Source organism: Pseudomonas sp. AAC, assembly GCF_000725445.1.
Taxonomy (GTDB): domain Bacteria; phylum Pseudomonadota; class Gammaproteobacteria; order Pseudomonadales; family Pseudomonadaceae; genus Pseudomonas; species Pseudomonas citronellolis.
Map to the genome: position 1 here is coordinate 510,643 of NZ_KL647095.1, position 25,569 is coordinate 536,211.

18 protein-coding genes are annotated in these 25,569 nt (G+C 68.6%); 15 read left to right on the plus strand and 3 right to left on the minus strand.

All coding sequences use genetic code 11. From position 1 onward, the window contains the following. Positions 1 to 46: 46 nt before the first annotated feature. From FG99_RS07810 to FG99_RS07870, 13 genes are all read left to right on the plus strand, one after another. Positions 47 to 2,302 (plus strand): YgiQ family radical SAM protein, encoded by a 2,256-nt coding sequence (locus FG99_RS07810; RefSeq protein ID WP_043268610.1) that lies wholly within the window; start codon positions 47 to 49, stop codon positions 2,300 to 2,302. A gap of 428 nt (positions 2,303 to 2,730) precedes the next feature. After that, positions 2,731 to 3,978 (plus strand): parallel beta-helix domain-containing protein, encoded by a 1,248-nt coding sequence (locus FG99_RS07815; RefSeq protein ID WP_043268611.1) that lies wholly within the window; start codon positions 2,731 to 2,733, stop codon positions 3,976 to 3,978. Continuing rightward, positions 3,975 to 5,102, plus strand: a complete 1,128-nt coding sequence (locus tag FG99_RS07820) for an SO2930 family diheme c-type cytochrome (RefSeq protein WP_043268613.1) — start codon at positions 3,975 to 3,977, stop codon at positions 5,100 to 5,102. Before FG99_RS07815 ends, FG99_RS07820 begins: the two co-directional genes overlap by 4 nt. Positions 5,103 to 5,554: 452 nt before the next feature. Next, positions 5,555 to 8,839 (plus strand): transglutaminase family protein, encoded by a 3,285-nt coding sequence (locus FG99_RS07825; RefSeq protein ID WP_043268615.1) that lies wholly within the window; start codon positions 5,555 to 5,557, stop codon positions 8,837 to 8,839. A gap of 50 nt (positions 8,840 to 8,889) precedes the next feature. Continuing rightward, positions 8,890 to 11,388 carry a circularly permuted type 2 ATP-grasp protein gene (locus tag FG99_RS07830; protein ID WP_043269124.1) on the plus strand — a complete coding sequence of 833 codons (2,499 nt, stop codon included), beginning with the start codon at positions 8,890 to 8,892 and terminating at the stop codon, positions 11,386 to 11,388. Next, on the plus strand, positions 11,388 to 12,317 hold the full coding sequence (locus FG99_RS07835; protein WP_141766098.1) for a transglutaminase family protein: 930 nt from the start codon (positions 11,388 to 11,390) through the stop codon (positions 12,315 to 12,317). The genes FG99_RS07830 and FG99_RS07835 overlap by 1 nt, the downstream gene beginning before the upstream one ends. A gap of 768 nt (positions 12,318 to 13,085) precedes the next feature. Beyond that, the gene (locus FG99_RS07840; RefSeq protein WP_043269128.1) at positions 13,086 to 13,937 is read left to right on the plus strand and encodes a mechanosensitive ion channel family protein; all 852 of its coding nucleotides are present in this window, start codon (positions 13,086 to 13,088) and stop codon (positions 13,935 to 13,937) included. Positions 13,938 to 14,215: 278 nt separating this feature from the next. Then, on the plus strand, positions 14,216 to 14,680 hold the full coding sequence (locus tag FG99_RS07845; RefSeq protein WP_051878584.1) for a GspH/FimT family pseudopilin: 465 nt from the start codon (positions 14,216 to 14,218) through the stop codon (positions 14,678 to 14,680). Continuing rightward, positions 14,677 to 15,210, plus strand: a complete 534-nt coding sequence (gene pilV / locus FG99_RS07850; protein ID WP_043268616.1) for a type IV pilus modification protein PilV — start codon at positions 14,677 to 14,679, stop codon at positions 15,208 to 15,210. The genes FG99_RS07845 and pilV overlap by 4 nt, the downstream gene beginning before the upstream one ends. A 1-nt stretch (position 15,211) precedes the next feature. Further along, entirely contained in the window at positions 15,212 to 15,970 is a 759-nt protein-coding gene (locus FG99_RS30720) for a PilW family protein (RefSeq protein WP_009613424.1), read from the plus strand. Further along, positions 15,967 to 16,551, plus strand: coding sequence for a pilus assembly PilX family protein (locus tag FG99_RS30725; RefSeq protein WP_051878586.1), 585 nt, complete (start codon positions 15,967 to 15,969; stop codon positions 16,549 to 16,551). The genes FG99_RS30720 and FG99_RS30725 overlap by 4 nt, the downstream gene beginning before the upstream one ends. Before the next feature lie 9 nt (positions 16,552 to 16,560). Next, the gene (locus tag FG99_RS07865; RefSeq protein WP_051878588.1) at positions 16,561 to 20,238 is read left to right on the plus strand and encodes a pilus assembly protein; all 3,678 of its coding nucleotides are present in this window, start codon (positions 16,561 to 16,563) and stop codon (positions 20,236 to 20,238) included. Beyond that, positions 20,235 to 20,630 carry a type IV pilin protein gene (locus FG99_RS07870; protein ID WP_043268618.1) on the plus strand — a complete coding sequence of 132 codons (396 nt, stop codon included), beginning with the start codon at positions 20,235 to 20,237 and terminating at the stop codon, positions 20,628 to 20,630. The genes FG99_RS07865 and FG99_RS07870 overlap by 4 nt, the downstream gene beginning before the upstream one ends. Here the strand turns inward: FG99_RS07870 and FG99_RS07875 are convergent. After that, positions 20,627 to 21,214, minus strand: a complete 588-nt coding sequence (locus FG99_RS07875) for an LOG family protein (protein WP_009613417.1) — start codon at positions 21,212 to 21,214, stop codon at positions 20,627 to 20,629. The genes FG99_RS07870 and FG99_RS07875 overlap by 4 nt on opposite strands. 374 nt (positions 21,215 to 21,588) lie before the next feature. Here FG99_RS07875 and azu point away from each other — a divergent pair, with 374 nt between their 5' ends. Together azu and FG99_RS07885 are read left to right on the plus strand one after the other, a co-directional pair. Beyond that, on the plus strand, positions 21,589 to 22,035 hold the full coding sequence (gene azu / locus FG99_RS07880; RefSeq protein ID WP_009613416.1) for an azurin: 447 nt from the start codon (positions 21,589 to 21,591) through the stop codon (positions 22,033 to 22,035). 104 nt (positions 22,036 to 22,139) lie between these two features. Continuing rightward, on the plus strand, positions 22,140 to 22,772 hold the full coding sequence (locus FG99_RS07885; protein ID WP_043268620.1) for a PAQR family membrane homeostasis protein TrhA: 633 nt from the start codon (positions 22,140 to 22,142) through the stop codon (positions 22,770 to 22,772). A gap of 832 nt (positions 22,773 to 23,604) precedes the next feature. Here the strand turns inward: FG99_RS07885 and nadE are convergent. Together nadE and FG99_RS07895 are read right to left on the minus strand one after the other, a co-directional pair. Then, positions 23,605 to 24,432: an ammonia-dependent NAD(+) synthetase gene (gene nadE / locus FG99_RS07890; RefSeq protein WP_009613414.1), complete on the minus strand. Its 828-nt coding sequence runs from the start codon at positions 24,430 to 24,432 to the stop codon at positions 23,605 to 23,607. Between the two features lie 99 nt (positions 24,433 to 24,531). Further along, positions 24,532 to 25,428: a LysR family transcriptional regulator gene (locus FG99_RS07895; protein ID WP_043268622.1), complete on the minus strand. Its 897-nt coding sequence runs from the start codon at positions 25,426 to 25,428 to the stop codon at positions 24,532 to 24,534. Positions 25,429 to 25,569: the final 141 nt, after the last annotated feature.

Genomic DNA, 25,569 nt, shown 5'->3' on the forward strand with positions numbered 1-25,569 from the left:
CCGCGATTTCGCGCCCCTATTCCTAGAGATACCCCCGGTGCCCGTGATGCAAGCCGCCAAGCCGTTGTTCGACTATCCCAAGTTCTGGGCCGAGTGTTTCGGCCCGGCGCCGTTCCTGCCGATGAGCCGGGAAGAGATGGACCGACTGGGCTGGGATTCCTGCGACATCATCATCGTCACCGGCGATGCCTACGTCGACCATCCGTCCTTCGGCATGGCCATCATCGGCCGCCTGCTGGAAGCCCAGGGCTTCCGCGTGGGCATCATCGCCCAGCCGGACTGGCAGTCGAAGGACGACTTCATGAAGCTGGGCAAGCCGAACCTGTTCTTCGGCGTGGCCGCCGGCAACATGGATTCGATGATCAACCGCTACACCGCCGACCGGAAGATCCGCTCCGACGACGCCTACACCCCCGGCGGCAACGCCGGCAAGCGTCCGGACCGCGCCAGCATGGTCTACAGCCAGCGCTGCCGCGAGGCCTACAAGGGCGTGCCGATCGTGCTCGGCGGCATCGAGGCCTCGCTGCGCCGCATCGCCCACTACGACTACTGGCAGGACAAGGTCCGCCACTCGATCCTGATGGACGCCAAGGCCGACCTCCTGCTGTTCGGCAACGCCGAGCGCGCCGTGGTCGAGGTGGCCCAGCGCCTGTCCGCCGGCGAACCGATCGAGTCGATCACCGACGTGCGCGGCACCGCCTTCGTCCGCCGCGACACCCCCGAGGGCTGGTTCGAGCTGGACTCTACGCGCATCGACCGCCCGGGCAGGATCGACAAGATCATCAACCCCTACGTCAACACCCAGGACACCGCCGCCTGCGCCATCGAGCAGGACAAGGGCCCGCAGGAAGACCCCAACGAAGCCAAGGTGGTGCAACTGCTGCCCAACCCGAAGCTGACCCGCGAGCGCACCGTCATCCGCCTGCCGTCCTTCGAGAAGGTGAAGAACGACCCGGTGCTCTACGCCCACGCCAATCGCGTGCTGCACCTGGAGACCAACCCCGGCAACGCCCGGGCCATGGTCCAGCGCCACGGCGAGACCGACGTGTGGTTCAACCCGCCGCCCATCCCGCTGAGCACCGAGGAGATGGACTACGTCTTCGGCCTGCCCTACGCCCGCGTGCCGCACCCGGCCTACGGCGGCGAGAAGATCCCGGCCTACGAGATGATCCGTTTCTCGGTGAACATCATGCGTGGCTGCTTCGGCGGCTGCACCTTCTGCTCGATCACCGAGCACGAAGGGCGGATCATCCAGAACCGCTCGGAAGACTCGATCATCCGCGAGATCGAGGAGATCCGCGACAAGGTGCCGGGCTTCACCGGGGTGATCTCCGACCTCGGCGGGCCGACCGCCAACATGTACCGCATCGCCTGCAAGGACCCGGAGATCGAGAAGCACTGCCGCAAGCCGTCGTGCGTGTTCCCCGGTATCTGCGAGAACCTCAACACCGACCATTCCTCGCTGATCCAGCTGTACCGCCGCGCCCGCGACCTGCCGGGGGTGAAGAAGATCCTCATCGCCTCGGGCCTGCGCTACGACCTGGCGGTGGAGTCGCCGGAGTACGTGCGCGAGCTGGTGACGCACCACGTCGGCGGCTACCTGAAGATCGCCCCGGAGCACACCGAGCAGGGCCCGCTGTCGAAGATGATGAAGCCGGGCATCGGCAGCTACGACCGCTTCAAGCAGATGTTCGAGAAGTTCTCCAAGGAGGCGGGCAAGGAGCAGTACCTGATCCCGTACTTCATCGCCGCGCACCCGGGCACTACCGACGAGGACATGATGAACCTCGCCCTGTGGCTCAAGCGCAACGGCTTCCGCGCCGACCAGGTGCAGGCCTTCTATCCTTCGCCGATGGCCACCGCCACGGCCATGTACCACTCGGGCAAGAACCCGCTGCGCAAGGTCACCTACAAGAGCGACGCGGTGACCATCGTCAAGGGCGAGCGCCATCGCCGCCTGCACAAGGCCTTCCTGCGCTGGCACGATCCGAACAACTGGCCGATGCTGCGCGAGGCGCTCAAGGACATGGGTCGCGCCGACCTGATCGGCAACGGCAAGCACCAGCTGATCCCCACCCACCAGCCCGACGCCGACGGCAGCTACCAGAGCGCCCGGCGCAAGAACTCCACCCCGGTGGGCAGCAAGAAGGCCGGCAAGCCGCTGCTGACCCAGCACACCGGCCTGCCGCCCCGCGCCAGCGACGGCTCGCGCCCGTGGAACAAGGGCGAGGAGGGCAAGGCCGCGGGCTACGCCAAGGGCAAGAAGCGCACCACCAAGCGCCAGCCGAACATACCGCGCTGAGTGCATGACCGACGACGGGGCCGCAAGGCCCCGTTTTCGTTTCCGGGCCTGCTTTCGTAGGAGCGAGCTTGCTCGCGAACAGAGTTTCCCGGATACGCCGGCATCAGACCGACCTCCGCACCCTCTCCCCAGCCCTCTCCCTGAAGGGAGAGGGGGCTTGTCCGTGCCGAGAAATGGCCTGGTTTCAGCTGGCAATCTCTGCGCTAGCCAGCTGACTCAGGAATACCAACGCGCACCGAACGGTCCCCTCTCCCTTCAGGGAGAGGGTTAGGGAGAGGGCGCTCTACAGCCCAATCCCCAAAGCCCCCGGGAGGCACGGTTCGCGAGCAAGCTCGCTCCTACAGGGAGGCGACTGCGTCCGGGCTATCCACGGAAATATTTTGGTACTATAGTTCCAAAATCATAAAAACAAGACCGGAGACCCCGCCATGCGTCGCGCCGCCCTGTCCCTCCTCAGCCTCGCCGTGCTCCTGGCCGCCTGCGGCGAGCAGGACAAACCCACCGCCGCGGTCAGCGCGGATTTCCAGAAAGACCTGCAGGCCCGGCTGATCAAGGCCAAGCCCGGTGACGTCATCGCTATCCCCGCCGGCACCTACCACCTCGACCGCGGCCTCAGCCTCAAGGTCGATGGCGTGACCCTCCGCGGCGACGGCATGGACAAGACCATCCTCAGCTTCAAGAACCAGAAGGCCGGCGCCGAAGGCCTGCTGGTGGACGCCTCGGACTTCACCATCGAGAACCTGGCCATCGAGGACAGCAAGGGCGACGCGCTCAAGGTGCTGGGCGGCAAGAACATCGTGATCCGCAACGTGCGCACCGAATGGACCAACGGCCCGGCCACCGAGAACGGCGCCTACGGCCTGTACCCGGTGCAGACCGAGAACGTGCTGCTGGAGGGCAACGTGGCCATCGGCGCCTCGGACGCCGGCATTTATGTCGGCCAGTCGCGCAACGTGGTGGTGCGCAACAACCGCGCCGAGCGCAACGTCGCCGGCATCGAGATCGAGAACACCATCGGCGCCGACGTCTACGACAACGTGGCCACCGGCAACACCGGCGGCATCCTCGTCTTCAACATGCCCAACCTGCAGCAGCCGGGGCGCGGCACCCGCGTCTACAACAACGAAGTGCAGGGCAACAACCACGACAACTTCGGCCACAAGGGCACGCCGGTGGCCAGCGTCCCGGCCGGTTCCGGGGTGGTGGTCAACTCCAACGACGACGTGGAAATCTTCGACAACAGGATCGGCGACCACAAGACCGCCAACGTCATCATCAGCAGCTACTACAGCACCAACTACTCGGACAAGGCGACGCAGCCGAACTTCGATCCCTATCCCGAGGGCATCTACATCCACGGCAACACCTTCGGCCCCGGCGGCGACAGTCCCGACCACCTGGAGCTGAAGGCGCTGAAGATCGCCAAGTTCGGCCTCAACGGGCGCCTGCCGGACATCCTCTGGGACGGCTACGTGAACCAGAAGAAACTGGTCGGCGGCAAGCTGCCGGAGGAACTGGCCATCTGCATCGACAACGGCGAAGCCGGCATAGTCAACGTCGACGGCCCCAACGGCTACAAGAACATCAGCACCGACATGAGCGGCCACCGCTGCAAGCTCAAGCCGCTGCCGAAGATCGAACAGGCCGGCCTGGGCGAGAAGGGAGGCAAGGCATGACGCGAGCCGCCTGCGCCTGGTTGTCGCTCGCCCTGGCCGTGGCGCTGGCCGGGTGCGGGCAGCAGGCGAAGCCGCGCTACCAGCCCGAGGGCGACGACTACCCGCAGACCTTGAGCGGCTGGGGCATGCTGCACCTGGGCGACGGGCACCTGAAGCCCGCGCCCGAGGTGCTGCCCTACGACCTCAACACGCCGCTGTTCACCGACTACGCGCACAAGCTGCGCACGGTGTGGATGCCTGAAGGGCAGGCGGCGAAGTACGCCGAGGACCACTTCGACTATCCGCTGGGCACGGTGCTGACCAAGACCTTCTACTACCCCACCGACGGCAAGGGCCAACTGCTGGAGAACTCGCAGGACGACCGCGACCCGCAGCAGGGCCTGGACCTGGCCAGGGTGCGCCTGGTCGAGACCCGCGTGCTGGTGAAGCAGAAGGACGGCTGGACGGCGCTGCCCTACGTGTGGGACGCCGAGCAGAAGGAAGCGCACCTGGAACTGGCCGGCGACAGCCAGGCCCTGGAACTGCAGGATGCGGCCGGGCAGAAGGTGGCCTTCACCTACATGGTGCCGGACGCCAACCAGTGCTCCGAGTGCCACGCCGAGACCAAGGGCGCCGGCATCGCCCCGCTGGGCCCCAAGGCCCGCCACCTGAACAAGGACTTCGCCTACGCAGACGGTAGCGACAACCAGTTGCGCCACTGGCAGGCACGCGGTTTTCTGCAGGGCCTGCCGGAGCTGGCGCAGGTGCCGCAGAACGCCCTGTGGGGCCATCCGCGGGCAGGCGAGAGCCTGGAGAAGCAGGCGCGCAGCTATCTGGACGCCAACTGCGGTCATTGCCATAACCCGAAGGGGGCGGCGCGTACGTCGGGGCTGTATATCGATGCCAGTGCCGAGTTGGGCGTGAACTACGGGTTCTGCAAGCAGCCGGTGGCGGCGGGCAATGGTACCGGCGGGCGTCGCGAGGATATCCATCCGGGGCATCCGGAGCTGTCGGTGCTGACCTACCGAGTGGGAAGCGACAAGCCCGGGGAGATGATGCCGGAGCTGGGGCGGGCGTTGGTGCACAAGGAGGGGTTGGAGGTGCTGGAGCGGTGGATTGCGGGGTTGTCGGGGGGATGTAGTTGAGGTTGGAGTTTTCCTTCGACTTCGGTGCGTGGGGGGACTCCGTTCCCTCTCCCTAACCCTCTCCCTGAAGGGAGAGGGGACCGTTCGGTGTGCTTGGATGTTCTGGCGTCAGCCGGCAATACCGGAAGCTTCCATTTGAAACCTTCTTTGTCTCGGCACGGACAAGCCCCCTCTCCCTTCAGGGAGAGGGCTGGGGAGAGGGCGCACTACAGCCCAACACCAAACCCCCAGGCAATTCCCCCTTCGCGAGCAAGCTCGCTCCTACGAAAGACCACCCCACCGTCTAGGCTATCCCCCACCGGCGCCCTATTTCCGTGCACCCCATGCCCGGCATGCGCCCCCGGGCCCCGCGATGGTGCCCGGCGCCCGTGCGCAGCCCGTTCCACGGCCCCTGGCGGCTGGCACGGGACTTGCGCGGAAGCTGTGTCGCCCAGGCCCGCAGGAGGCCCGCCGTGTCGATCCATGTCGCCTTGCAGCACGTCACCCACTACCGCTACGACCGCGCCGTGAACCTCGGCCCGCAACTGGTGCGCCTGCGCCCGGCGCCGCACAGCCGCACGCGCATCCTCGGCTATTCGCTGAAGGTCGCCCCGGCCAAGCACTTCATCAACTGGCAGCAGGACCCGCAGGGCAACTACCTGGCGCGCCTGGTGTTCCCGGAGAAGACCGAGGAACTGCGGGTGGAGGTGGACCTGGTCGCCGAGATGGCGGTGTTCAACCCCTTCGACTTCTTCCTCGAGCCCTACGCCGAGCAGTTCCCCTTCGCCTACGGCGCCGACGAGCAGCGCGAGCTGGCGCCCTACCTCGCGCGCCAGCCGGCCAGCCCGCGGTTCGCCGAATACCTCGCCGCGGTGCCGCGCGACGCCAGCCCCACCGTGGACTTCCTGGTCGCGCTGAACCAGCGCCTGGCCGGCGACGTGCGCTACCTCATCCGCATGGAGCCCGGCGTGCAGACGCCCGAGCAGACCCTGGAGCTGGCCTCCGGCTCCTGCCGCGACTCGGCCTGGCTGCTGGTGCAGCTGGCGCGCCACCTGGGCCTGGCGGCGCGCTTCGTCTCCGGCTACCTGATCCAGCTCAGCGCCGACCAGAAGGCCCTGGACGGCCCCAGCGGCACCGAAGTGGACTTCACCGACCTGCACGCCTGGGCCGAGGTCTACCTGCCCGGCGCCGGCTGGGTGGGGCTGGACCCGACCTCCGGGCTGTTCGCCGGCGAGGGCCACATCCCCCTGGCCTGCAGCCCCGAGCCGTCCTCGGCGGCGCCGATCACCGGCGCGCTGGAGGAATGCGAGGTGCAGTTCAGCCACCAGATGCGCGTGGAGCGCGTCTGGGAAGCGCCACGGGTGACCAAGCCCTACAGCGAGGAACAGTGGCAGGCGATCCGCGAACTGGGTTCGCGCATCGACGCCGACCTCGCCGAACGGGACGTGCGCCTGACCATGGGCGGCGAGCCGACCTTCATCGCCATCGACTACCCCGACGACCCCGAGTGGAACACCGCCGCCCTGGGCCCGAACAAGCGCCGCCTGGCCGCCGAGCTGTTCCACCGCCTGCGCCGCCACTACGCGCCCAAGGGCCTGGTGCACTTCGGCCAGGGCAAGTGGTACCCGGGCGAGCAGCTGCCGCGCTGGTCGCTCAACTGCTACTGGCGGCGCGACGGCGAGCCGCTGTGGAACAACCCCATGCTCTACGCCGAGGAGGGCCGCAGCTACGGCGCCGACGCCGCCCTGGCCGCGCGCTTCCTGCGCCGCCTCGCCGGGCGCCTGGGCCTGGCCGGCGACACCCTGTTCGCCGCCTACGAAGACTGGTTCTACTACCTCTGGCGCGAGCGCCGGCTACCCAGCAACGTCACCCCGGAAGACCCGCGCCTGGCTGACCCGCTGGAGCGCGAACGCCTGTGCCGGGTGTTCGAGCGCGGCCTGGGCGAGGAGGTCGGCCATGTGCTGCCACTGGCGCGCAGCGCCGCCGGCGACGCCTGGGAAAGCAGCCGCTGGTTCCTCCGTGGCGAGCACTGCCGGCTGGTCCCCGGCGACTCGGCGCTGGGCTACCGCCTGCCGCTGGACTCGCAGCCCTGGGCCAGCGAGGCCGACTACCCCTACGTCAACCCGGCCGACCCCAGCCAGCCGCGCCCACCGCTGCGCCGCGCCGCGCAACTGCAACAGGTACGCGAGCGCATGCCCGGCGGCCCGGACGCCACGCGCCAGCCGCTGCTGCACCAGTCCGCCGGCTGGATCACCCGCACCGCGTTGTGCGCCGAGCCTCGCGAAGGCCGGCTGTACCTGTTCATGCCGCCACTGGCGGAGCTGGAGGCCTACCTGGAGCTGGTCGCCGCCATCGAGGCCACCGCCGGCGAACTGGGCTGCCCGGTGCTGCTGGAAGGCTACGAGCCGCCGGCCGACCCGCGCCTGAGCAACTTCCGCATCACCCCCGACCCGGGCGTGATCGAAGTGAACATCCACCCCTCGGCGAACTGGGACGAACTGGTCGAGCGCACCGAATTCCTCTACGAGGCGGCGCGCCAGTCGCGGCTGTCCAGCGAGAAGTTCATGGTCGACGGCCGCCACGTCGGAACCGGCGGCGGCAACCACTTCGTCCTTGGCGGCGCCACCCCGGCGGACTCGCCCTTCCTGCGCCGCCCGGACCTGCTGCGCAGCCTGATCAGCTACTGGCACAACCACCCCTCGCTGTCCTACCTGTTCTCCGGCCTGTTCATCGGCCCGACCTCCCAGGCGCCGCGGGTGGACGAGGCGCGCAACGACGCGCTCTACGAACTGGAGATCGCCTTCGCGCAGATGCCCGAGCCGGGCGCCGACTGCCCGCCCTGGCTGGTCGACCGCCTGCTGCGCAACCTGCTGGTGGACGTCAGCGGCAACACCCACCGCGCCGAATTCTGCATCGACAAGCTGTACTCGCCGGACAGCGCCAGCGGCCGCCTCGGCCTGCTGGAACTGCGCGCCTTCGAAATGCCGCCCCACGCGCGCATGAGCCTGGCCCAGCAACTGCTGCTGCGGGCCCTGGTGGCGCGCTTCTGGGCCGAGCCCTACACGCCGCCGAAGCTGGTGCGCTGGGGCACCGAGCTGCACGACCGCTTCCTGCTGCCGCACTTCGTCGAGCAGGACTTCGCCGACGTGGTCCACGAACTCAACGCCTTCGGCTACCCGCTGCGCAGCGACTGGTTCGCCCCGCACTTCGAATTCCGCTTCCCGAAATACGGCGACTACGCGGTGAAAGGCATCGACCTGGAACTGCGCCAGGCCCTGGAGCCCTGGCACGTGCTGGGCGAGGAGGGCGCCCCCGGCGGCGCCGTGCGCTACGTGGACTCGTCCCTGGAGCGCGTGCAACTGAAGGTTGCCGGCATGGCCCCGGACCGCTACGTGGTCACCTGCAACGGTCGCCCGGTGCCGCTGCGGCCCACCGGCCAGGTCGGCGAATACGTCGCCGCGGTGCGCTACCGCGCCTGGCAGCCGGCGTCCTGCCTGCAGCCGACCATCGGCGTACAGGCGCCGCTGGTCTTCGACATCGTCGACACCTGGATGCAGCGCTCCCTCGGCGGCTGCCAGTACCACGTCAGCCACCCCGGCGGGCGCAGCTACGACAGCTTCCCGGTGAACGCCTACGAAGCCGAGAGCCGGCGCCTGGCGCGCTTCTTCCGCCACGGCCACACACCCGGCAAGCTGAACGTGGAGGCGCCGCGCGCCGACGCCGAACTGCCGATGACCCTCGACCTGCGGCGGACATGAGCGCCGCCGCCCGCTAAAGTGAACAGGCCGCCTTGCACGCCGAGTCCCTGATGTCCGAGTTGCTCGCCCACTACCCGCTGTCCGCCACGGCGTACCACGAACTGCTGGACGCCGCGGGCGGCGTGCGCCCGCACTGGCAACGCCTGGTCCAGCGCCTGGAACGCGCCAGCGCCGCGCAGCTGGAGCAGCGCCAGGCCCTGCTGGCGCGGCAGATCCAGGAAAATGGCGTGACCTACAACGTCTACGCCGACCCCAAGGGCGCCGACCGCCCCTGGGAGCTGGACCTGCTGCCCAACCTGCTGTCCGCTGAGGAATGGGCCGGCATCGCCGCCGGCGTGGCGCAACGCGGGCGGCTGCTCAACGCGGTGCTGGCCGACCTCTACGGCGAGCAGCGCCTGCTCGCCGAGGGCGTGCTGCCGACCGAACTGGTCTACGGCCACCCCAACTTCCTCTGGCCCTGCGGCGGTTTGCCGGTGCCCGGTGGCATCTACCTGCACAGCTATGCCGTGGACCTGGCGCGCGACGCCGACGGCCGCTGGCACGTGCTCGCCGACCGCACCCAGGCGCCCTCCGGCGCCGGCTACGCCCTGGAGAACCGGCAGATCATCTCCCGCGCCCTGCCGGAGCTGTACCGCGAACTGCGCGTGCAGTACCTGGCCGGTTACTTCCGCACCCTGCAGGAAACCCTCGCGCACTGTGCCCCGGCCGACGGCGAGACGCCGCTGGTGGTGCTGCTGACCCCGGGGCGCTTCAACGAAACCTACTTCGAGCACCTGTACCTGGCGCGCCAACTGGGCTTCCCGCTGGTGGAAGGCCACGACCTGACGGTGCGCGACGCGACCCTCTACCTCAAGACCCTCGGTGGCCTGAAGCGCGTCCACGCGGTGCTGCGGCGCCTGGACGACGACTTCTGCGACCCGCTGGAACTGCGCACCGACTCCGCCCTCGGCGTGCCCGGCCTGCTCGACGCCGTGCGCCGCGGCCGCGTGCTGGTGGCCAACGCCCTGGGCAGCGGCGTGCTGGAATCGCCGGGGCTGCTGGGCTTCCTGCCGGCGGCCAGCCGCCGGCTGTTCGGCGAAGACCTGCTGCTGCCGGCGGTGCAGACCCACTGGTGCGGCGAACCGGGCGCCCTGGACATGGCGCTGGGCGAGCTGGACCGCCTGGTCATCAAGCCGGCCTTCCCCTCGCAGAGCTTCGAGCCGCTGTTCGGCCACACCCTGGGCCCGGCGGCCCGCACCGAGCTGTGCCAGCGCCTGCGCGCGCAGCCCCACGCCTACGTGGCGCAGCGCCAGGCGCAGCTGTCCCAGGCGCCGGTGTGGCAGCAGGTCGGCGCGCACGGCGAACTGCAATCGCGCGCCATCGGCATGCGCGTGTTTGCCGTGGCCGCCAGCGACGGCCGCTACTGGGTGATGCCCGGCGGCCTGACGCGGGTGGCCTCGGCGGCGGACGCCGAAGTGGTCTCCATGCAGCGCGGCGGGGCCAGCAAGGACACCTGGGTGCTGGCCGACCGCCCGGTCCACGGCGAGCCGCTGCGGCCGCGCAACATAGGCGCGCGCGACCTGATCCGGCAGGACCCGTACCTGCCCTCGCGGGTAGTGGAGAACCTCTACTGGTTCGGCCGCTACGCCGAGCGCTGCGACGACAACGCCCGGCTGCTGCGCGTGGTGCTGTCGCGCTACGTCGATGCCGACGGCGACGAGCAGGCCCTGCGCAGCGCGCTGGACCTGGCCGGCGCCATGGGCCTGATCTCCCAGGGCGAGGCGCCGCTGGAGCAGCGCCTGCTGGCGGCCCTGCTGGACGAGCACTGGAGCAACAGCCTCTGCGCCAACCTGCGCCGCCTGCACTGGGCCGCCGCCCAGGTGCGCGGGCGGCTGTCGCGGGAGAACTGGCTGGCGCTGATGGAACTGCAGCGCGACCTGCAGGCGCTGGATGCGCGCGACACCGAACTGGGCGACGCCCTGGACTTCCTCAACCGCCTGCTGATGTCCCTGGCCGCGCTGTCCGGCTTCGCCCTCGACGACATGACCCGCGACGACGGCTGGCGCTTCCTGATGATCGGCCGGCGCATCGAGCGCATCCAGTTCTTCGCCGACGCCATCGCCGGCTTCCTCGACGGCGGCGCGGCCTGGGACCCGGGCGCCCTGGAATGGCTGCTGGAGCTGGGCAACAGCACCATCACCTACCGCTCGCGCTACCTCGCCGGGCCGCAGCTGATCCCGGTGCTCGACCTGCTGTTGCTGCACGAGCAGAATCCCCACGCCCTGTACTTTCAGCTGCAGGCCCTGGAGCGTTCCCTGGAACGCCTGCACCAGGAATTCGGCATGCCCCGCGAGCAGGAACTGGCGCTGCTCACCGCGCGCCTGCTGGCCTTCGACTTCGCCACCCTGGAGAGTCCGCTGTTCGGCAGCGCCGGGCAGGACGAAGTGCTCGCCGGCCTGGCGCGCCTGCTGCGCGAACTGGCGCAGGGCGCCGGCCAGGCATCCGACCGCCTCGGCCTGCGCTACTTCGCCCACGTCGACGACGTCAGCCAGCGCACGGTGTCCACCTGATGGCCGAAGCCCAGCTTTCCCCAACGCCCGCGCCGGTGGCGCGCTACCAGGTGTTCCACGACACCCGCTACCGCTATGCCGCGCCGGTGTCGCTGTCGCAGCAACTGCTGCACCTGTGGCCGCGCGACTGCCCGCGGCAGCGTTGCCTGGGCCGCGAACTGCAGATCGAACCCGTGCCCACCCAGCGCAGCGACGGCTTCGACGTGTTCGGCAACCCGCTGACGCGCCTGGCCTTCGAACGGCCCCACGACGAACTGCAGGTGAACGCCCGCCTGCAGATCGAAGTGCTGCCGCGCCTGCCGCTGCACGCCTCGCCGGCCTGGGAACAAGTGGCCGCCGGCCTGGCCTTCAGCGGCCGCGCCTTGTCGGCGCAGGAACTGGAAGCCTGCCGCTTCCGCATGGAATCGCCCTACGTGCGCATCAAGCGCCAGTTCGCCGAATTCGCCGCCGACTGCTTCCCCGCCGGCCGGCCGCTGCTGGAAGGCGCCGCGGCGCTGATGCAGAAAATCTTCGACGAATTCGCCTTCGACGCCGAAGCCACCCAGGTGGCGACGCCGCTGACCGAAGTGCTGGAGCGCCGCCGTGGCGTGTGCCAGGACTTCGCCCACCTGATGCTCGCCTGCCTGCGCTCGCGCGGCCTGGCGGCCCGCTACGTCAGCGGCTACCTGCTGACCCGCCCGCCACCCGGCCAACCGCGCCTGATCGGCGCCGACGCCTCCCACGCCTGGGTCTCGCTGTACTGCCCGGCCAATGGCTGGGTGGACTTCGACCCCACCAACAACATCCTCCCGGCCCTGGAACACATCACCCTGGCCTGGGGCCGCGACTTCGCCGACGTCTCGCCGCTGCGCGGGGTGATCCTCGGCGGCGGCAGCCACGACCCGGAAGTGCGGGTGACGGTGATGCCGCATTGGGAATTGGCGGTGTGACGGAGCAACACGGCCAGGCTCCGAGGTGCTCTCCGTAGGATCGAGGGGGACGCCTAGTTCTTGCTCGCGAACGGTGCTTGCGGGTGGCTGCTGCGTGTCCGGTTGACTCCGTTCCCTCACCCCAGCCCTCTCCCGGAGGGAGAGGGGGCCGTTCGGCGTGGGCTGGAGGTTCGGCGTCAGCCTGTGGGAGCGAGCTTGCTCGCGAACGGTGCTTGCGGGTGGCTGCTGTGTATCCGGTTGACTCCGCTCCCTCACCCCAGCCCTCTCCCGGAGGGAGAGGGGGCCGTTCGGCGTGGGCTGGAGGTTCGGCGTCAGCCTGTAGGAGCGGGCCCTGCCCGCGAAACGCGCGCAGGGGAATGGCGTGGGTGGGGCAGCGTAGCGGATCTCATCCGCGAATCGCGCCGGTGGTTCCGGCTATCGCGGACAAGGTCCGCTACGATCTTGCGCCCTACGGGCAAGCGCTGTTCGTAGCCAGGTGTACCAGGATGCCCCCGGATTCCCCACCCGCTCAGGACAGCCCCCTCTCCCGCTTGCGGGAGAGGGTTGGGGTGAGGGTGGTGCAGGAGAAACGCCGTCGTAGGATGGGTTGAGCGAAGCGATACCCATCACCAAGGCCGCATGGGTTTCGCAAGCTCAACCCATCCTACGAAAAGCGCCTCTGCGCAGCCGGCAAGTTAGTTGCTCCTGACAACCCCACCCGCCGGGCAAGCCGCAAACGGCGTGCTAGCTTTTCCCTGGTCATTTCCCAATCAACGGATGGGCCAGGCCATGGGCGACACGAACATCGTCAACGTGGGTACGGAGAAGTTCAACGAAATCTGGTCGCTGGTGCAGCAGTACGCCCTGGCCTTCGGCATCAAGATCCTCGCCGCCATCGCCTTCTGGGTGATCGGCCGCTGGCTGATCGGCCTGGCGGTGGGCATGGTCGAGCGGGCCCTGGCCCGGCAGAGCGTCGACCCGACGCTGCTGCGCTACGTCGGCTCCTTCATCACCGTGACCCTCAACATCGTCCTGGTGATCGGCATCCTCGGCTACTTCGGCGTGCAGACCACCAGCCTGGCGGCGCTGATCGCCGCGGCCGGCGTGGCCATCGGCATGGCCTGGTCGGGGCTGCTGGCAAACCTCGCCGCCGGCGGCTTCATCATCGTCCTGCGGCCGTTCAAGGTCGGCGATTTCATCACCGCCGCCGGCGTCACCGGCACGGTCAAGGAGATCGGCCTGTTCTCCACCGCCATCAACACCCCGGACAACGTGCTGACCCTGGTGGGCAACAACAAGGTCTTCGGCGACACCATCCAGAACTACAGCCACAACCCCTTCCGCCGCGTCGAACTCAAGGCCCAGTTGTCCGGCGCCGCCGACTACGCGGCCGCCACGGCCCTGCTCAAGGAGCGCATCGCGCAGATCCCCAACGTGCTCGACGAGCCACCGGTGGAGGTGGAGATCCTCGAGTTCAACCTGGTCGGCCCGGTGCTGGCGGTGCGCCCGTACTGCCACAACGACAACTACTGGCAGGTCTACTTCGACACCAACCGCACCATCAAGGAAGCCCTGGGCACCGGCTTCCCGGCGCCGATGCCGGCGCAGACCATCATCGTGCAGCAGCAATCCGCCAACTGATCGCCGCGCCACACGCAGGGGCACCGCAAGGGTGCCCCTGGTGCTTCCGAATGCGTTTTCCTACGCCGTTGGGGATGGGCGGTCGTCAATCCTCGACAGCCGGTGAGTGCGCAGGAGCTTTCCTGCCGCCATAGGAAATTTCACCTTCCCGCGAGTGGGGAGGCCCCGCCGAAGCTGGCGATTCATCCTGCATATTCCCCCCGTCGACAAGCGCACCCTGGGTGGACCTCGACCGACGCTTCCCGCGCCGGTCGCCGTCTTCATCGCCCGGGGGCCCGATGCCACGCCATTCCCGTTTCGCCGCTTTCAGCCTGATCGAGCTGCTCGTCACCCTGGCCGTGCTGGCCATCACCCTCGCCATCGCGGTGCCCGGCTTCACCCAACTGGTACGCAGCCAGCAGGTGCAGGGCGCCGCCCAGGAGCTGTATGCGCTGCTGCTCTATACCCGCAGCGAGGCGGCCAGCCGCGGGCGCTCCGTCACACTGAAGCCGGCCCAGGGCAGTACCTGGCGCGGGACTCTGGCGGTGACGGCCGGCAGCACCAGCCTGCGGCAGGTGACGCTGCGTGACGCCGTCGTCCTGGCCAGCGCTGCTAACAGCATCGTCTTCCGCGCCGATGGGCGCCTGGGCGGCAACGCGACCTGCATCAGCATCTGCCCGGCCGTGGACGGCGCGACCTGCCAGCGCATCCGCATCCTCGCCAGCGGGCAGATAGCCTTGCCGGCCAGCGGAGGCTGCTCATGAGGGCCGCATGCGCGGGCGTCGGCCTGATCGAGGTGCTGGTGGCGCTGCTGGTGCTGACGGTGGGCGGCCTGGGCATGCTCGCCCTGCAGTCGCAGGCGGTGCAGAACACCCAGGCGGCCATCCTGCAGGGCAACGCGGTGATGCTCGCCCACGACCTGCTGGAGATGATGCGCAGCAACCGCGACGCGGTGCTCGACGCGACGGGGCAGTTGAACGGCGAGTCGAAGTATTTCAAGGCCGAGAAGTCCGTCTTTCCAGCCATACCAGACAACTGCGGGACACGGCAGCGCGGTAGCGGTGGCGACGGCGTCGCGACCGCCGACCTCGGCTGCTGGCGTGGCCGGATCGAGCGCTTGCTGCCGGTGACCGCGGACCTCCTGACGAAGGAGTTCGCGGTCTGCCGCAGCGCTTCGGGCGAAGCCTGTTCCGACGCCGGTTCCCTGGTGATGATCCGCGTCGCCTGGGCCGACAAGCGTTCGAAAATGTGCGACGGGGGCGTGTGCAGCTACGTGCTGCGCGCGGAGCTGTGAAATGAGAGCCTCCCATCTGCAGCATGGCCAGCGGGGCCTGTCGCTGGTCGAACTGATGGTGGCGCTGCTGCTCGGCAGCGTGCTGATCATCGGTGTCACCCAGTTGTTCCTCGACCAGAAGCGCCACGCCCAGTTCCAGTTCGGCCAACTGGCCAACCAGGGCAATGCCCGTTTCGCCACCCACTCCATCGAGCGCCTGGTGGCACGCGCCGGCTACCGGGCCAGGCCCCAGGCGCAAATAGCCGAGGAAGCCTTCCCGGCACGGGGAGCCGTCCATGGCTGTCCGGCTTTCGCCGCCGGGCAGACGCTGGCCCTGGCCCAGGGCAACAGGAGCGCGGCCTTGTGCGTGCGCTACCAGCGTGGCCTGGAGGCGCAAGAGGCGGACTGCAGTGGCGCGTCGCTGCCTTTCTCGACGAAACCGCTCAACGTGGTCGCCCACCTGGCGCTGGACAGCAACGCCGGAAAGCTGACTTGCACTTCCTTCGTCGAAGGGGGAAGCGGCCCCGGTTCCGCCAGCGTGCTGGTCGAGGACATGGTGGATTTCAGCTTCCAGCCGCTGGCCGACAGCACCGAGCAAGTACAGCAGGTCGGCCTGTACCTGCTGTTCGCCGGCAAGGGCGGCCAGGGCGACGGCATCGTCAGCGGGGTGCGCAACGACTGGCAGGCGCTGAGTGGCCGAGCCCCCGCCATCGCCGCCAGCGACACCCGTCCGTTGCAGATCGCCTTCGCCGCCATCGCCCAGAGGAACCTGAAGCCATGAATGTCCGTGCAAGCGCAACGGCCCAGGGCGGCGCCGTGCTCGTCGTGGCGCTGGTCATGCTGCTGCTGATGACCGTGCTGGCCCTGTCCGGCATCTCCGCCAGCCAGTTGGAGTTCCGCCTGGCCGGCAACCGCGCGGAACAGGTGCGCGCCTTCAACGCGGCCGAATCGGCCTTGCGCAACGTCGAGCGGCGCCTGGCGGATATCGCCGGCGGCGACGACCTGCGCGGCGCCAGTTGCGCCGGGCGCCAGGGCCTCTGCGTGCTGCAGGTGGACAGCGTGCGGCGCGTCGACGAGCAGGGCGCCTGGCAGTGGAGCTGGAGCAGCGATCCGGGCGAGTGGTGGGGAAAGGCGCAGAACGCCATCGACTACCGCGGCGCCGACGGCCAGAGCGGCTTCGACCGGACGCTGCGCCAGCACGCCGCCTACTTCGCCAGCGATGGCGACGGCCTGAACCTGGGCAACCTCGACGAGCCGCAGCTGCGCACCGACTACTACTACGCCGACGTCTATGCCGGGAGCGATGACGGGCGCACGCCGGTGCTCCTGCAATCGGTCTTCGCCCGGCGCTACGTGAACTGAGGAAAACCGATGAGCCTTCGCCGCCACTACCCCCGTCTCTTCCTCGGCCTGGCAGCGGCCTGGCTGGCCATGCCGGCGAGCGCCGATAAGCTGCACATCAGCCAGCAGCCGCTGTTCCTCAGCCAGACGGTGGCGCCGAACCTGATCCTGACGATGGACAGTTCCGGCAGCATGCACATGGCTTACGTTCCCGATGCCATCGGTAAGCACGCCGATAGTCGTCGGGCCAAGGCGGCCAGCTACAACCCGATGTACTACAACCCCCAACTGACCTACCGGGTGCCGAAGCAGGTCACCTTCAGCAACGGTCGACTGACGGTGCGCGAATACCCCGTCAGCCAGGGCGGTGGTTTCGATTTCACCCGGGTCAGGCGTAACGGCTTCGATGAAAGACGCGAGACGATCGACCTGGCCAATGAGTACCGGGTGACCTGGCGTTATTCTCCGGATTCGTCGAGCGATCTCGAGCAGACGAAGAATCCCGAAAGCGACTTCAAGCGCAGCGCTTCGCTGTCCACCGGGCAGACCTGGGATGGTGACCTCGCTCCCGGCCTTAGGCTGGAGATCAAGCGCACGGGGTGGTTCTCATGCGATGGGCATCTCAACGGCAGGTGGGTTCCCTGTAGTTACGATTTGTTCGCGGGCACCTCCACGGTGGACCTTACCCAGCATGGTGTGCCGGCCTACTACTACAGGTTCGACGCGAGCCTGAGCGGCTGCTCGGCGTCCTCGACCGACGACAAGTGCTACAAACTGGTCAAGGTCGGCGCGAACTCCGGCCCGAACGGCGAGGACGAACGGGAGAACTTCGCCATCTGGTACGCCTTCTACCGCAACCGCGCCCTGGCCACCCAGAGCGCCGCCAACCTGGCCTTCAACAGCCTGCCCGAGTCCATCCGGCTGACCTGGCAGGATTTGAACGGCTGCAGCCAGCTCGACGGGCAGTGGGGGTGCAACGGCATCAGCTACAGCGGTGGCAACCCGTTTCGTCCATTCGCCAAGAAGCACCGCGCGGATTTCTTCCACTGGCTGTCGAGCGTCAGGTTCAGCGGCGGTACGCCTCTGCGCCAGGCGCTGGACCGGGCCGGCAAATTCATCGCCGACGAGGACGGCCCAGCCTACGACTTCGAGCCCGGCGGCAAGAAAGAGCCGAAATTCACCTGTCGCCCCAGCTATCACCTGATGATGACCGATGGGCTGTGGAACGGCAGGGCGGGCTCGGTGGGCGGCAACGTCGATGGTAGCGGCAGGACGTTGCCGGACGGCGCTCACTATGCGGCCCGCTCGCCCTTCAAGGACGGGGCGAAGAACACCCTGGCCGACCTGGCCTTCCACTACTGGGCCACCGATGCGCGCACGGACCTTGCCAACGAGCTGAAGCCCTACGTTCCCTTCGCCCAGGCGGATGCCACCCGGCAATACTGGGACCCGCGCAACAACCCGGCGACCTGGCAGCACCTGGTGACTTTCACCATGGGCCTGGGCCTGGGGCACTCGCTGCTCAGCCCGCAATGGTCCGGCGGCACCTTCGAGGGGGCCGGCTACCAGGGCCTGGCCAATGGCAGCATCGCCTGGCCGCCAGCGAGCTCCGATCATGAAAACAACGTCTACGACCTCTGGCACGCGGCGATCAACTCCCGCGGCGAGTTCTTCAGCGCCGAGGACCCGCAGCAGATGGTCGACGCCTTCGCCAGCATCCTCTCGCGCATCGTCAACCGTGCGGCCTCGGCGGCGCGGCCGGCGGTGGCGGCCGGCGAGGTGAAGGACCAGGCGCATGTCTACGTCGCCTCCTTCTCCAGCGAGGACTGGAGCGGCGACCTGGTCAAGTACCTGCAACCGGCGAACGCCGGCCGGCAGCAGCTGTGGAGCGCCAAGGCGCTGCTCGACGCGCGCAAGAACCCGCGGCGGGTACTCATGGGCAAGGGCAAGAGCCTGGTGGACTTCGCCTGGAGCAACCTCGACAGCGGGCAGCGGCGCGTCTTCAACCAGACGCTCTCCGGCGACCAGGACTCCCGCGGCGAAGCACGCGTGCAGTACCTGGCCGGCAAGCGCGACCTCGAAGGGAGCGAGTTCCGCGTGCGCGGCGGGCTGCTCGGCGACATCGTCAACTCGGCGCCGCTGCTGGTGACGGCGCCGTCCCGCCCGGCGCTGCCGCGCGACCGCCTGGAAAGCCCCGACAATGACGGCCTGAGCAGCAGGGACGGCGCCTACAGCGAATTCAAGGCGGCGCAGGCCTCGCGGCGCAGCATGATCTACGTCGGCGCCAACGACGGCATGCTGCACGCCTTCGACGCCGAGACCGGCGAAGAGGTCTTCGCCTTCGTGCCCCGTCCCGCCCTGGCCGGCATGTACCGGTTGACCGATCCGCGCTACACCATTGCGGAGCATCGCTACCTGGTGGACGGCCCCCTGGTCGCCGAAGACGTGTTCTTCGACGGCGCCTGGCGCACCGTGCTGGTCGGCGGCCTCGGCGCCGGCGGCCGCGCGCTCTTCGCCCTGGACGTCACCGACCCGCAGCAGCCGAAGCTGCTCTGGGAGATCGAAGGCGGCGCCGGCCCGTTCGCACGCCTCGGCCATACCTTGGCGCGCCCGGTCATCACCCGCCTGCACAGCGGCCAGTGGGCGGTGCTGGCGGCCAACGGCTACGACGGCCTGCAGGACATGGCGGTGCTCTACCTGATCGACATCGCCACCGGCTCGCTGCTGCGCGAACTCAACGTGAGCCGGGGCGGCGATGCCGCCAACGGCCTGTCCAGCCCCCGCGCCGCGGACATGGACGGCGACGGCATCGTCGACCATGCCTACGCCGGCGACCTGCTCGGCAACCTCTGGCGCTTCGACCTCTACAAGGCCACCAGCCAGGGCGGATATGGCGGCCCCGACTCCGCCAGCGCCTCCGACTACCGGGTCGGGCTGGCCGGCCGGCCGCTGTTCCGCGCCCGCCTTGCCCCTCTTGCTCCGGGCAAAGAGGGCGAGGTACAGCCCATCACCGCGGCGCCCTGGCTGGTCCGCCATCCCTCGGGCCAGGGCGTGCTGGCGCTGCTGGGCACCGGCAAATACTTCGAGGTCCACGACGCCGAGGCCGACACCAGCCGGGCGATGAGCCTCTACGGCATCTGGGACCGGCTGGTCGCGGGAGAGCAGGGCGGCAACGACTCGACGGTGACGCGCAGCAGGCTCCAGGCCCAGGAGTTCACCAAGATCGCCGACAGCTACCGAAGCCTCAGCAGCAACCCGCTGGCCTGGGCGCCCGTTGCGCAGAAGCCCGGCGCGGGCGGCAACGGCGTGCATGGCTGGCTGCTGGACCTGCCGCAGACCGGCGAGCAGGTCGTCGCCGACCCGGCCAGCAGCGGCCGGCTGGCCTTGTTCGCCACCCTGACGCCGAACGCCGACCCCTGCCAGGATGGCGTCAGCACCTGGCTGCTGGCGCTCAACCCCCTGACTGGCGGGGCGCCGCTGACGGACGCGCTGGACTACAACAACGACGGCGTGGTCGATGCGCGGGACCGTGACGACGGCAACAAGGTCGCCGGTGTGCTGCTCCCCGGCGGCCTGGGCGGGGCGTCCCTCGGCTTCGACCTGTCCAGCGGCCTGGGTGTCGCCCACGGCAGCGAAGGGGCGGTGCGTTTCTACGACGGCATCCGCCCGGGCCGGCAGAGCTGGCGCCAGATGGAGGCATCGGAATGAGCGGGCAGAACGGCTTCAGCCTGCTGGAGCTGATGATCGTCGTGGTCATCGTCGGCATCCTGGCCAGCGTCGCCTATCCCAGCTACGTGGAATACGTGCGGCGTTCCGACCGCGCCGAAGGCCAGGCCCTGCTGATGGAGGCGGCGGCGCGCCAGGAACGCTTCTTCGCGCAGAACCGTCGCTATATGGTGGACAATAAAAAAATCGCCTCTCTCGGCCTGCAGGCGACCTCGCGCAATGGGCGCTACGGCCTGACGCTGTCGGCCGGCGAAGATGGCGATGGCGGCTACCTGCTGGAGGTCGAGCCGCAACGCAACGATCCCCGCTGCGGCACCCTGACGCTCAACGCCCTGGGCCAGCGCAGCCCGGCCACCAGCGAGTGCTGGCGCTAGGTCGGCGCGCGGTCGACCCACTTGGGCGCGGCCAGGGGCTTCCAGGCCTGCAGGGCGTCGATCAGTTCGGCCGGGGTGGCGCCGCGCTGCAGCATCTGGCGGTGTTCCGCACGGACGAAGCGCTCCTGCACCAGGTGGTCGAGGAAGCTCAGCAGCGGGTCGTAGAAGCCGTTCACTTCCAGCAGGCCCAGGGGCTTGGCGTGGTAGCCCAGTTGGCCCCAGGTCCAGACCTCGAAGAGTTCCTCCAGGGTGCCCAGGCCGCCGGGCAGGGCGATGAAGGCGTCGCTCAGCTCGGCCATGCGCGCCTTGCGCGCGTGCATGCCGTCGACCACTTCCAGGCGGCTCAGGCCCTTGTGGCCGATTTCCGCCTCTTTCAGGCTCTGCGGGATGATCCCCACCACCTCGCCGCCGGCGGCCAGGGCGGCATCGGCCACCATGCCCATCAGGCCCACGGCGCCGCCGCCATAGACCAGGCGCAGGCCGCGCTCGGCGATGTGCCGGCCGAGGCTCTCGGCCGCTTCGCGGTAAATGGGGCTGGCACCGGGGCTGGCGCCGCAGAATACGCAGATGGAACGCAAGGTCATTGTCTGGAACTCCGTGACCGTCAAAACGGTCGTCAGAGTAACTGCTGCGTGTCCGCGCTCCAAGCCGCCATGGCCGACCTAGCCGCCGCAGGCGCCCTGGGCATAGCACGCGAGGACTTGCTGAAAAATTGTATACATGTTTGTATCCGATTTGTCGTGCATGGCGACGCTCTCCGTCAGGCATCCGTGACGGTCTATGCTGGACGGGGCGCGCTAATTTGCCTCGTTGAAAGTTCGTATCAGCCTGATAGAACTGCATGCTGGCAAGACTATGGCGCCGCCCGCACCGAATTGACCTGGATCAGCAGGCGCCGCCCGACTATCGGGCAGTCTGCCGTTCCGGATTCTCCGCCCAACCTGCCCAGGAGGCTCGTATGTTCCACAAACTCGCTGCTGTCACCCTGCTCGGTCTGTTCAGCGCCCCGCTGCTGGCTGCCGAATGCTCGGTGGACATTCAAGGCAACGACCAGATGCAGTTCAACACCAACGCCATCAGCGTGGACAAGAGCTGCAAGACCTTCACCGTGAACCTGTCCCACCCCGGCGCCCTGCCGAAGAACGTCATGGGCCACAACTGGGTGCTGACCACCGCCGCCGACATGCAGGGCGTGGTCGCCGACGGCATGGCCGCCGGCCTGGACAAGAACTACCTGAAGGACGGCGATACCCGCGTGATCGCCCACACCAAGATCATCGGCTCCGGCGAGAAAGACTCGGTGAGCTTCGATGTCTCCAAGCTGAAGGAAGGCGAGCAGTACATGTTCTTCTGCAGCTTCCCGGGCCACTCGGCAATGATGAAGGGCACCCTCGCTCTGAAGTGAGTTCGTCGCTTCGTACGAAAGCCCGGCTTGCAGCCGGGCTTTTTCGTTTTAACTTATCCTGGTAGGCGACCCGCCGTGCCTGGGTCGCGTCAGGGGGGAAGAACGTGTACCACGGTGAACGATTCAATGCCTGGACCCACCTGCTCGGCGCCGTGGCGGCGCTGGTGGGCGGCACCTGGCTGGTGATCGCCAGCAGCCTGCTCGGCGATGCGCTGAAGATAGTCGGCGTCTCGGTCTACAGCGGCAGCCTGCTGCTGCTCTACAGCGTCTCCACCACCTACCACAGCGTGCGCGGGCGGGCCAAGGCGATCCTGCGCAAGCTCGACCACCTGTCGATCTACCTGCTGATCGCCGGCAGCTACACGCCCTTCTGCCTGGTGAGCCTCAAGGGCGCCTGGGGCTGGACGCTGTTCGGCATCGTCTGGAGCCTGGCGGTGCTGGGCATGCTGCAGGAACTCAAGCCGCGCTCCGAGGCGCGGGTGCTGTCCATCGTCATCTACGCGGTGATGGGCTGGATCGTGCTGATCGCCCTGGGCCCGCTGTACCGCGCCCTCGGCCCGGGCGGCCTGGCCTGGCTGGTGGCCGGCGGGGCCAGCTACACCATCGGCATCCTGTTCTTCGCCTACGACGAACGCTTCCGCCACTGGCACGGCATCTGGCACCTGTTCGTGATCGCCGGCAGCCTGCTGCACTTCATCGCGGTGTGGCAGTACGTGCTGCCGGCGCGGGTGGCATAGAAGCGGAATACCGTGTCCCCCGGCAACCTGTAGGAGCGGACTCCGTCCGCGAAATCGCGCGCAGGGCGCGCTCCTACATGGAATGGCGCGGGTGGGGCAGCGTAGGAGCGGATCTCATCCGCGAATCGCGCCGAAGGTTCCGGCCCATCGCGGACAAGGCCCGCTCCTACGGGGGGAGGAATACCGTGCCTCCCGGCAACCTGTAGGAGCGGGCCCTGCCCGCGAAATCGCGCGCAGGGCGCGCTCCTACAGGGGAATGGCGCAGGCGGGGCAGCGTAGGAGCGGATCTCATCCGCGAATCGCGCCGATACATCGCGGAGAAGCTCCGCTCCTACGGGGGAGGAATACCGTGCCTCCCGGCAACCTGTAGGAGCGGGCCCTGCCCGCGATTCGCGCGCAGGGCGCGCTCCTACATGGAATGGCGCGGGTGGGGCAGCGTAGGAGCGGATCTCATCCGCGAATCGCGCCGGAGGTTCCGGCTAATCGCGGACAAGGTCCGCTCCTACGGGGGGAGGAATACCGTGCCTCCCGGCAACCTGTAGGAGCGGGCCCTGCCCGCGAAATCGCGCGCAGGGCGCGCTCCTACATGGAATGGCGCGGGTGGGGCAGCGTAGGAGCGGATCTCATCCGCGAATCGCGCCGGTGGGGCCGGCTATCGCGGACAAGGTCCGCTACCCCCTCCGGCAAGCACGAGACCCGTAGGATGGTGTTGAGCGAAGCGATACCCATCAGAGCAACCGCATGGGTTTCGCAAGCTCAACCCATCCTACGAAAAGCGCCCCGGCGCGGCTTGCAAGACAGTCGCTCCTACAGGGCATGGCGCAGGGCGCGCTTACGGCGCCTTCGGCAGCTGCCGCTTGTGGTGGGTCTTCTCGTAGGTGCGCTTGATGATCTCGAAGGCTTCCGGGCTGACCGGCTGGCCGTGCAGGAAGGCGTCGATCTCCTGGTAGGTCACGCCGTGGGCGTGTTCGTCCGGCTTGCCCGGGGCGAGGTCTTCGAGGTCGGCGGTGGGCACTTTTTCCACGAGGAATTCCGGGGCGCCCAGGGTGCGGGCGATGGTGCGCACCTGGTGCTTCACCAGGCCGGTCAGCGGGGCGATGTCGCAGGCGCCGTCGCCGAACTTGGTGAAGAAGCCCATCACCGCCTCGGCAGCGTGGTCGGTGCCCACCACCAGGCCCTGGCGGGCGTTGGCGATGGTGTACTGGGCGACCATGCGCATGCGCGCCTTGGTGTTGCCCAGGGCGAAGTCCACGGTGGCGGCGGGCAGGCCGTCGAGGGCGCGGGTCTGCTCGGCCAGGGCCTGGACCGCCGGGCCGATGTTCACCGTGTGGCGCTCGTCCGGGGCGATGCAGTCCACCGCCGCCTGGGCGTCGGACTCGTCGCCCTGCACGTTGTAGGGCAGGCGCACGGCGATGAAGCGGTAGTCCGGGTTGCCGGTTTCCTCGCGCAGGCCTTCCACGGCGCGCTGGCAGAGCATGCCGGCGGTGAGGGAATCGACACCGCCGCTGATGCCCAGCACCAGGGTCCTGGTGCCCGACTCGCGCAGGCAGTCCTGGATGAAGCGGATGCGGCGCTGGATTTCCGCCTGCACGTCGGCCTCGGTGGCGAAGGGCCGCTGCACGTTGAGGTCCTTGGCGATGTCGTCTTGGATGGTTTTCATGGGCTTCTCTGTCCGGTTGTGGACGGGCGCGGCCCGTCGGATGCGGAAAAAATACCAGCACGCGGCGTGCCGGGCGATGCCCGGATGGTCGCGGGCGCTTCAGGGCTGTTGCAGGTGCTCGCCGATCCACTCGACGAAGGCGCGCACCTTGGGTACCGCCGCGGCCTGCTCGGGGTAGGCCAGGTAGTAGGCGCTGCGGCTCTGCAGGCTGTGCGGCCAGGCGACCACCAGCTTGCCTTCGGCCAGTTCCTCCTCCACCAGGAAGCGCGGCAGCAGGGCCACGCCGCAGCCGGCCTGGGCGGCGCGGATGCACATGTAGAAGGTGTCGAAGCGCGGCCCGTGGAAGCTGTGCTCGCTGCGCCGGTCGAGGCTGGCGAACCACTCGTGCCAGGCCTCCGGGCGGGTGGCGTTCTGCAGCAGCACCAGTTCGTCCAGTTGCAGCGGGTCTTCCAGCGGCTGCGCCGGGAGGAGCGCCGGCGAGCACACCGGCAGCATTTCCTCGCCGAACAGGTGCAGGCACTCGGCGCCGGGCAGGGTGCCGGGGCCGAAGAAGAAAGCCACGTCGCAGCGCGAGTGCAGCAGGTCGTCGGGCTCCAGTTCCTGGCGCAGGTCCAGGTGGATGTTCGGGTGGCGGTGACGCCAGCCGTTGAGCAGCGGGATCAGCCAGCGCGCACCGAAAGTGGGCGGGGTGGACACGCGCAGCACCTCGGTCTCGCCGCCGTAGGACAGCAGGTAACGGGTGGACAGCTCCACCTGGCTGAGGATCTTGCGCACCTCCTGCAGGTACAGCTCGCCCGCCGGGGTCAGTTGCAGGCGCCGGCGCACGCGGCGGAACAGCAGGTGCTGGAGCATTTCCTCCAGCTGCGCCACCTGCTTGCTCACCGCGCTCTGGGTCAGCGCCAGCTCCTCCGAGGCGCGGGTGAAGCTCAGGTGCCGGGCCACGGCCTCGAAGCACTGCAGGGCGGTCATGGAGGGCAGGTGGCGTTTGTTGAGCATCGTCGTGATCGGCTCTGTGAATGCCGGTAGGGCGGCTCCGCCGACGCGCAGCCACCCCTGGCATGAATTTACGGAATGATGTGCATAGGAAACGTCGTTTGTTGGCCGCCTGCAAGCCGGTTATTACTGCTTGCATTCCAA

Bases quoted from the DNA above. Each gene is read 5' to 3' on its own strand.
- FG99_RS07830 (WP_043269124.1), top strand. From the start codon at position 8,890: ATGTCCGAGTTGCTCGCCCACTACCCGCTGTCCGCCACGGCGTACCAC.
- FG99_RS07865 (WP_051878588.1), top strand. From the start codon at position 16,561: ATGAGCCTTCGCCGCCACTACCCCCGTCTCTTCCTCGGCCTGGCAGCG.
- azu (WP_009613416.1), top strand. From the start codon at position 21,589: ATGTTCCACAAACTCGCTGCTGTCACCCTGCTCGGTCTGTTCAGCGCC.
- FG99_RS07895 (WP_043268622.1), bottom strand. From the start codon at position 25,428: ATGCTCAACAAACGCCACCTGCCCTCCATGACCGCCCTGCAGTGCTTC.
- FG99_RS07810 (WP_043268610.1), top strand. From the start codon at position 47: ATGCAAGCCGCCAAGCCGTTGTTCGACTATCCCAAGTTCTGGGCCGAG.
- FG99_RS07820 (WP_043268613.1), top strand. From the start codon at position 3,975: ATGACGCGAGCCGCCTGCGCCTGGTTGTCGCTCGCCCTGGCCGTGGCG.
- FG99_RS07840 (WP_043269128.1), top strand. From the start codon at position 13,086: ATGGGCGACACGAACATCGTCAACGTGGGTACGGAGAAGTTCAACGAA.
- FG99_RS07815 (WP_043268611.1), top strand. From the start codon at position 2,731: ATGCGTCGCGCCGCCCTGTCCCTCCTCAGCCTCGCCGTGCTCCTGGCC.
- FG99_RS07870 (WP_043268618.1), top strand. From the start codon at position 20,235: ATGAGCGGGCAGAACGGCTTCAGCCTGCTGGAGCTGATGATCGTCGTG.
- FG99_RS07875 (WP_009613417.1), bottom strand. From the start codon at position 21,214: ATGACCTTGCGTTCCATCTGCGTATTCTGCGGCGCCAGCCCCGGTGCC.
- nadE (WP_009613414.1), bottom strand. From the start codon at position 24,432: ATGAAAACCATCCAAGACGACATCGCCAAGGACCTCAACGTGCAGCGG.
- FG99_RS07845 (WP_051878584.1), top strand. From the start codon at position 14,216: ATGCCACGCCATTCCCGTTTCGCCGCTTTCAGCCTGATCGAGCTGCTC.
- pilV (WP_043268616.1), top strand. From the start codon at position 14,677: ATGAGGGCCGCATGCGCGGGCGTCGGCCTGATCGAGGTGCTGGTGGCG.
- FG99_RS30725 (WP_051878586.1), top strand. From the start codon at position 15,967: ATGAATGTCCGTGCAAGCGCAACGGCCCAGGGCGGCGCCGTGCTCGTC.
- FG99_RS07835 (WP_141766098.1), top strand. From the start codon at position 11,388: ATGGCCGAAGCCCAGCTTTCCCCAACGCCCGCGCCGGTGGCGCGCTAC.
- FG99_RS30720 (WP_009613424.1), top strand. From the start codon at position 15,212: ATGAGAGCCTCCCATCTGCAGCATGGCCAGCGGGGCCTGTCGCTGGTC.